Origin of the sequence: Pontibacter sp. 13R65 (assembly GCF_047525655.1) — a bacterium.
Taxonomy (GTDB): domain Bacteria; phylum Bacteroidota; class Bacteroidia; order Cytophagales; family Hymenobacteraceae; genus Pontibacter.
Window position 1 is genome coordinate 154,357 of the sequence record NZ_JBLIQL010000012.1, and the last position, 6,647, is coordinate 161,003.

7 protein-coding genes and 1 pseudogene are annotated in these 6,647 nt (G+C 42.1%); 3 read left to right on the plus strand and 5 right to left on the minus strand.

Annotated features, from left to right (window positions below):
- Positions 1–9: 9 nt before the first annotated feature.
- Entirely contained in the window at positions 10–1,131 is a 1,122-nt protein-coding gene (locus ACMA1I_RS15040) for a carboxypeptidase-like regulatory domain-containing protein (protein WP_414703923.1), read from the minus strand.
- Between the two features lie 146 nt (positions 1,132–1,277).
- Positions 1,278–2,246 (minus strand): FecR domain-containing protein, encoded by a 969-nt coding sequence (locus ACMA1I_RS15045; RefSeq protein ID WP_337069207.1) that lies wholly within the window; start codon positions 2,244–2,246, stop codon positions 1,278–1,280.
- 159 nt (positions 2,247–2,405) lie between these two features.
- Here ACMA1I_RS15045 and ACMA1I_RS15050 point away from each other — a divergent pair, with 159 nt between their 5' ends.
- The 3 genes and pseudogenes from ACMA1I_RS15050 to ACMA1I_RS15060 all read left to right on the plus strand — a co-directional run bounded on the left by ACMA1I_RS15050 (position 2,406) and on the right by ACMA1I_RS15060 (position 3,809).
- Entirely contained in the window at positions 2,406–3,005 is a 600-nt protein-coding gene (locus ACMA1I_RS15050) for an RNA polymerase sigma-70 factor (protein ID WP_337069208.1), read from the plus strand.
- Positions 3,006–3,158: 153 nt separating this feature from the next.
- Positions 3,159–3,419, plus strand: coding sequence for a DsbA family protein (locus ACMA1I_RS15055; protein WP_337069209.1), 261 nt, complete (start codon positions 3,159–3,161; stop codon positions 3,417–3,419).
- A gap of 88 nt (positions 3,420–3,507) precedes the next feature.
- Positions 3,508–3,809 (plus strand): annotated as a pseudogene (locus tag ACMA1I_RS15060) (DsbA family protein).
- A gap of 318 nt (positions 3,810–4,127) precedes the next feature.
- Here ACMA1I_RS15060 and yiaA read toward each other — a convergent pair.
- The 3 genes from yiaA to ACMA1I_RS15075 form a co-directional block, all read right to left on the minus strand.
- On the minus strand, positions 4,128–4,547 hold the full coding sequence (yiaA, locus tag ACMA1I_RS15065) for an inner membrane protein YiaA (RefSeq protein WP_337069210.1): 420 nt from the start codon (positions 4,545–4,547) through the stop codon (positions 4,128–4,130).
- Between the two features lie 82 nt (positions 4,548–4,629).
- Positions 4,630–5,193, minus strand: coding sequence for a Crp/Fnr family transcriptional regulator (locus tag ACMA1I_RS15070; RefSeq protein ID WP_337069211.1), 564 nt, complete (start codon positions 5,191–5,193; stop codon positions 4,630–4,632).
- A gap of 890 nt (positions 5,194–6,083) precedes the next feature.
- Positions 6,084–6,470, minus strand: a complete 387-nt coding sequence (locus tag ACMA1I_RS15075) for an integrase core domain-containing protein (protein WP_337069212.1) — start codon at positions 6,468–6,470, stop codon at positions 6,084–6,086.
- Between the last annotated feature and the right edge of the window lie 177 nt (positions 6,471–6,647).

Here is a 6,647-nt window from a genome sequence, read left to right on the forward strand (position 1 = left end):
TTGATGTTGTTAAGCGGATTGACTGTAAGCCCCGGACCTGTTGAGTTGGACTCTGANAATAGCCGCTGCCGAGGCATCCTTGAGCACATCAATGGTTTCTATATCAGCCATGTTGATGTTGTTAAGCGGATTGACTGTAAGCCCCGGACCTGTTGAGTTGGACTCTGACAAAGGGATACCGTCTATTACATATAAAGGCTGGGTGCCCGCGGTAACAGTGGATTTGCCACGTATCGAGATGGCAATGCCTGCCCCTGGCGCACCGCTCGGCTCTAGGACCTGAACACCGGCCAGTTTACCTGTCATGGCTTTATCTACCCCTGCACCAGGGAAGTTGTTGATGTCACTTGCCTTAAGCGAGCTGATAGCAGTGGTTACATCGCCGCGGCGCTGCGTACCATATCCAACCACAACCACCTCATGAAGCTGGTTGTGATTGGCCTCCATTCGCACGTTAACAGTTTGAAGGGTACTTACTGGTCTTTCAACGGTCTTATAACTTAAATACGAGAATATAAGTGTCTGACCTTCTGAAGCTTCAATATGAAAAGATCCATTAGCGTTTGTCGATGTTGATTGCTGTGTTTCTTTAACGATAACAGTAACGCCAGGCAGCGGATCTCCCTTTTCGTCTGTCACAGTACCCTTGATTGGTATTGCTGTTACCGGTCGCCTTGATGTAGTTTCCTTATTACTTTCTTCCTTGACCGGATGATTCTTTTGTTCAATGATTACATTGTCGCCACGCTGGCGAAAAGAGAGTCCTCTTGGATGCAGCAGTTCGCTAAGTATCTCTTCAACACTTAACATATTCGCCGTATAGGGCTTTACTTGATACATCTTCACCTTGTCACTGATGTAGACAAAGTGAAAACCCGAAAGCTTTTCGATATCGCCCAGGACGGCATCCAGCGATTTGCCCTGGGTCGACAACGATATTTTGGTTTCTCTTAAGCTCTGCCCGTTAGTGCTTTCGGCAAACAAAGTAAGGGTGCCTGCCGTAAGTATGAAGAAGAGCATAATTGAAATCCTCATAATTTTCCGGCATGAAGGCTCGTATTGAATGAATAGATTTTTACGCGGGTAAAGACAATAGTCTACCCGCTGCACTCTTTTAAAAAGAAATTGCATATATTTGTATTGATTTTAATGATGTGAACAGTTGTTGAGATCTTTTAACCGTTTTGTCTGAACCACAAAGCGGTTTTTTTCATTAAGGAGGGTGTTGACTTCTGGCTTTTTACATAGGCAATTATCTGAGTAGTAAGAATTAGTTGTTATAAGTAAGTAATAGTATTGTTTTTTTCATCCAGGATGTATTGAACCTGGCTCACCTCTGAGAGTATAGCCAATAAGTCCTTTAGATGAATCGAGTTGCTGAAACTTGCTGTTAAACGGATGTTCTTAAGCTGCTGGTTTTTGAATTTGATTTTAACGCCGTACCACTGTTGCAAGTGAAGTGCTATGTCCTGCATAGGCATATCTATAAATACCAGGTTGCCTGTTGTCCATGATATGACCTTATCGGCATCAACCGGAATGATTTTCTTCTCTCCTGTCTTTAAGCTATATTCAAGACTATTGTTGGGCAACAGGTTACCGAGGATAACTTTGTTGTCACTTACCTGCACTTCACCGCGTGTTACGGTAACAGACTTAATGAGGGAGCCCGGATACGCTGAAATAGAGAATGCCGTTCCTAGGACTTGGGTTTTCAGCCCTGCAGTCTGCACGTCAAAAGGTTTATCGGGGTTATGCTTTACGTCAAAGTACCCTTCACCCTCAAGCCAAACATGGCGTGTGCTTTGATTATAGTCTGCTGCATATTTCAGACTGCTGCCTGCATTAAGCCAGACTTGTGTACTGTCGGGCAGGAGAAGTTTCCTAACTTGTCCCGTTCCTGCTCTTACCACAGTAAAGTTTTGTTGCCTGTTCCCTGTTATGAAGAATATGCTTCCGATGCAAACCAGCAGCACGATGCATGCGGCGGCCATCCAATTCCAACTGCGCATTCTACTGTTAAGGCTAATGACTGGTTGAGAACCCTCTTCAATCTTGAGTATGCGCCTTATAGCATCCAATGAGCGCTGTTCAGAGGCTCTAATAGCCTCTTTGTCATTGCTATAGAATTCGCTTTTACTTCCTTGCATAGAGTCGTACCATCGTTCTACAATAGCCGCCTCCTCCGGGCTACAGTCTCCGCCTAGGTATTTATCGATGAGTTCTGCCAGTTCTTCTTCTTTCATGCATTTATCTGTCTATCTTACTCATTGCAAAACAGCCAGACTACCCCCATATATATATTAAACTTTTTAATTACTTAATACTAAGTTTTCTATTTCTTAACTCAGCCGGGACACTGGCTTAATGTTACAGGTCTACCTTTGCGGGGTAATCCCAGCTACATGAAAAGTGTTATAAGTGACGATGATCTGTTGCAATTGATTGCTCAGAAAAATGAGCGTGCATTTACTGTGCTTTATAATCGGTATTACACGGAGCTTTGTAAGGCGGCTTTTAAAAAAGTACCTGACGAACCGGTCGTTGAGGAAATCGTTCAGGACGTTTTTGTTGCTTTATGGAACAATGCAGAAAGGCTAGACATTAGTAATAATATTAGAAGTTATCTTTTCGCCACACTTCGCAACAAGGTTTTATACGAAATACGTACCAGGATTTCAAAGCGAGCGCTGGCTCTAAACTTTGAACCCGTCAATGAATTCTCGTCCTCTGTAGATATTTCTGAAATAATTGCTGCCAATGAACTGGAGAAAAGGATTCATGCAGTCATTGATGGTCTTTCACCGCAATCAAGGGAGGCATTTAGGTTAAGCCGTTTTGAGCAGATGTCTTACCAGATGATAGCAGAGCAACTCCATGTGTCGGTCGGCACGGTTGAAAAACACATCAGTAAAGCGCTTGCTGCACTTCGCAAAGAGTTGGCCAGAACCGATAGTGCGTTATTGATTGCATTAACCTTATACCTGGCAATACACCGATTGTAGCCCTTCTTACCATCACCCTGATTGCTATCTGATCTTTCCTGTACTTCTCTCTGCTTTTACTTAGAAACTAACGTCCTTGATTTGCTTCATGAGCTCCTGCTTTTTATGCTTCAGCAGAATTACAGGTTGATGAAACTAACTGGTACATACGAAATGCCTAACTCAGGCTCAACCTCACCTGTTCAGGCTGTTTCAGCAGGAAAAGAGCCAGTAAAAGTAATCTACTTCATAGATCCAATTTGTTCTTCCTGTTGGGGAATAGAGCCGCGGCTACGAAAACTGAAATTAGAATACGGCAACAGCATAAAAATAGAGTACCGCATGGGCCGGTTTCTGCCTAATTGGAGCTACAACAGTGGGGGCATCAGCAAGCCATCAGATGTAGCACACCATTGGAATGAAGTAAGTGGATAGGGATATCTGGTTGGAAGACCCTTTGCATTCTTCCTAACCGCCCTCTATTGCTTTTAAAACTGTTCAACTTCAGGATAATAAAAAAGCTATTTCGTTTTTAAGGGAGGTAAGGGAGATGGTTTTCTTGGAGAAAAAAATATTCTAAAGTGGGAGCACTTAGAAGCAGCTGCCACAAAGGTTGAGTTAAATGTGCAACGATTTAAATCCGATTTTGAAAACAAAGCAGAAAATTCGAAACTATCTAGAGAACTTGAGGTAAGAGGTTTTCCTACGTTGTTCTTCTTTGACACCTCAGGCAACAGAGATATTATGTATGGTACAAAACTATATTCTTTTTATGAAAAAGCGATCTTAAAAAAAACAAATCTGGCTGCAAATAAGACTGAATAAAGAAAAGATTGGAAAGTGCTGTTTTCTAAATATCGCTCCCTTACTACAAAGGAGTTCTCGGAACTATCAGGAACGCCTAGGCAGGAACGTGAAAAACTATTGAATAAGCTCTCGGACATAAGTACTTTAGAAAAGCGTGATACAAAAAATGGCTCCAACTGGAGGCTGGAGAGTACTCACCATTAATGAGGTAGTACAGTAACGAAGGCTGACGTGAAATCAACGTCAGCTTTTTTTACATGCAGCATTTGGAGCCCTAGACTTTTCACTGCATCGTTTTCAGCATTCTGCCATTGCCTATCCAGCAGAGGGTCTGTTTCAAAATTTTTCTACATTAGCCACAGCTGGCGCATCTTTTCCAAGGCTGTCTCTGGTGTTCTTTTGAACCGCAATAGCAGCAAAAAGGCTTAATAAAAACGACATGGCATAAAACCCTTTCTCACTAAGGAGCAAATCTGCATTCCAAAGACCCATTACCAAAAGCGCCACAGCAAGAATGGTAGAAAACCAACTAAGGCCATAATAAATATTGGTAACCGGAATACCCTCCAGTTGGTCGCGCACACTTTTTTGAAGAGAGATAGCTGAGAATAAACCATACATGAGTATGGTAAAATAATAACCTTTTTCGTTTAGCAACATGTTAGCATTCCATAGCCCGATTATGTAGGCTGTAATGCCAGTAAGTAAAGTTGCCCAGGAAGCTGCTACAAATGCATTTGATGGTTTCTGATTCATTTTTATTTTTTGCTAAGTGATGAATCAAAGGTATACCAGCCATGATAACTTTCTTTTGACAATTATCAAAAAAATAAAAGCATTACACTTGGGTTCGTATCCTGCTCAACGTTTCCTGGCTGATGCCCAGGTAAGAGGCAATTTGACCGAGGGAAATCCGCTTAAGAATGTGTGGTGAGTTCTCTACTAGTTGTTCATATCGTTCCCGCGCCGTTTTAAACTGCATGGCCATTAACCGTTCCTCCAGTCTTATATAATACTGCTCATTTATAATCCGAACAAGGCGCTCGAGGTCTCTATGCGAATCAAACAACTGATTCAGGGCGTCAGAACGTATTCCCCATAAGGTCGAGTCTTCAAGAATCTGGATGTTTTCAACACCAGGCTTTCGGGAAATAAAGCTATAAAAGGAAGTCACAAAATTGTTTTCGAAGCCAAACCAATAAGTGATTTCCTTTCCATCCAAGATATAATATCCACGTAGACAGCCTTTCTCAAGAAAATACAGATTGTTGCAAACCGTCCCTTCCTGGATTAGGAAAGAATTTTTTGAAATCTCTACCTTCGTTAAAACTTTAGAAAGCGCCTCCCACGCTCCTATAGAAACAGGATAATATTGCGATATGCAATCAAATAAGATGTTCATTATAAAGCTCTTATCCCTTGGTTAAAGTTGAGGTTTATTGTCTAGACAAATGGAATTTTTAAAGATAAAAGAAAGCATCACAACTTTACATCGAAATATTTCCCTTATTCCAAAACATCTAATAGGAGCTGTTATTGCTTATTACATTTAAAGAATGGAATTAATAGTAAATGTAAAAGCTATTTGCCAGACTTTGCAGATGTTAAAAATTTATTATGTTTGCTCCTGTTGTAGAGAAAAAGTACAAAACATAGACCTTTAGCATAAACTAATTAATGGCTAGTCGCATTAGTATACAGTTCTACTATGATTATTCATTACCGTTTTATGATTTAGCTTTAACTAAGCAGTGGGGGTGCAACCCTATTGAAACTGGAAAATTTCTATACTTTCATTTCATGAGGTGTTTAAAGGGGACTATACAGGGGCTATAGAAAATTATAACAGCATCTTATATTAATATAGAAAAAGTATCTTATGCAAGTCGTATAGTTTTTCTAGGATTATTGGTCTGCGCTGTCGGCTGTAAAAAGGATGATATTGTTTTGAATGATCATTATGATATTATTGTCCATAAACCTGCAGGTTTAACGTGGGAAAATAATTCTATTAGTGTACCAACTGGAATCGATATCCGTTTAACTGGAATAAGCAACTCTCATCAGTCAAGGTTTCAATGGGATTTAGGCGAGAAGATAATAAAAGATAAAGGTAATATAGTAGTCGTATACCCCGACAGCGGAACTCTCGTCCTGAAAAAAGTTGACAGTTTACCTTGTTAATCCTATACTAGGTTGACAGCTGTTTCTTAATCCTGCCAGTCCTTTACACCTTATACCGTCACTATAGGCAAGGGGTTCTGGCAATGACAAGCCTTCTTGGCCTGTACCTTACTGCATAGGCACCTCCTTTCCCTTCTTGGCGGCATAATAGTTTTTCCAGTGTCTCTTCAACTCGCCGGTCCTGCCGTGCGCCTCCACGGGCGTGAGCATGTCCACGCTCGAGTGTGGGCGCTGATAGTTGTAGATGCTCACTGCCGTGGCCACGGCTAGCCGGGCCGCCGCCAAGTCAGGGTACACCGTCTCCAGGAGCTCCTGCTTGAGGACACCGTTCACCCGCTCAGCCAGCGCATTCTCCAGCGGGTCGCCGCTTTGAGTCATGGAGATAGCAATGCGTCGCTCCTGCAGCAGCCTAACATACCCTTGGCTGCAGTACTGGATACCCCTATCGGAGTGATGGATAAGGTAGCCCTGCGTGGGGCAGTTAGCAAGGGCCATCTCCAAAGCCCAGATGCATCCACAGGCCGTAAGATCCTGGCTTAGGTAAAGCCTGGAGTTGCTACCTTTGACTGGAGACCTATTTAGGGCAGATTTGATTTAATAACTTAAATTTGACTATGATGGAACGACGTGTATTTGATACCTCCTTTAAACGGATGGCTATTGACCTCTCCT

Excerpts from the sequence above, each read along its gene's own strand:
- ACMA1I_RS15050 (WP_337069208.1), top strand. The coding sequence starts at position 2,406 with ATGAAAAGTGTTATAAGTGACGATGATCTGTTGCAATTGATTGCTCAG.
- ACMA1I_RS15045 (WP_337069207.1), bottom strand. The coding sequence starts at position 2,246 with ATGAAAGAAGAAGAACTGGCAGAACTCATCGATAAATACCTAGGCGGA.
- yiaA (WP_337069210.1), bottom strand. The coding sequence starts at position 4,547 with ATGAATCAGAAACCATCAAATGCATTTGTAGCAGCTTCCTGGGCAACT.
- ACMA1I_RS15055 (WP_337069209.1), top strand. The coding sequence starts at position 3,159 with ATGCCTAACTCAGGCTCAACCTCACCTGTTCAGGCTGTTTCAGCAGGA.
- ACMA1I_RS15070 (WP_337069211.1), bottom strand. The coding sequence starts at position 5,193 with ATGAACATCTTATTTGATTGCATATCGCAATATTATCCTGTTTCTATA.
- ACMA1I_RS15075 (WP_337069212.1), bottom strand. The coding sequence starts at position 6,470 with ATGGCCCTTGCTAACTGCCCCACGCAGGGCTACCTTATCCATCACTCC.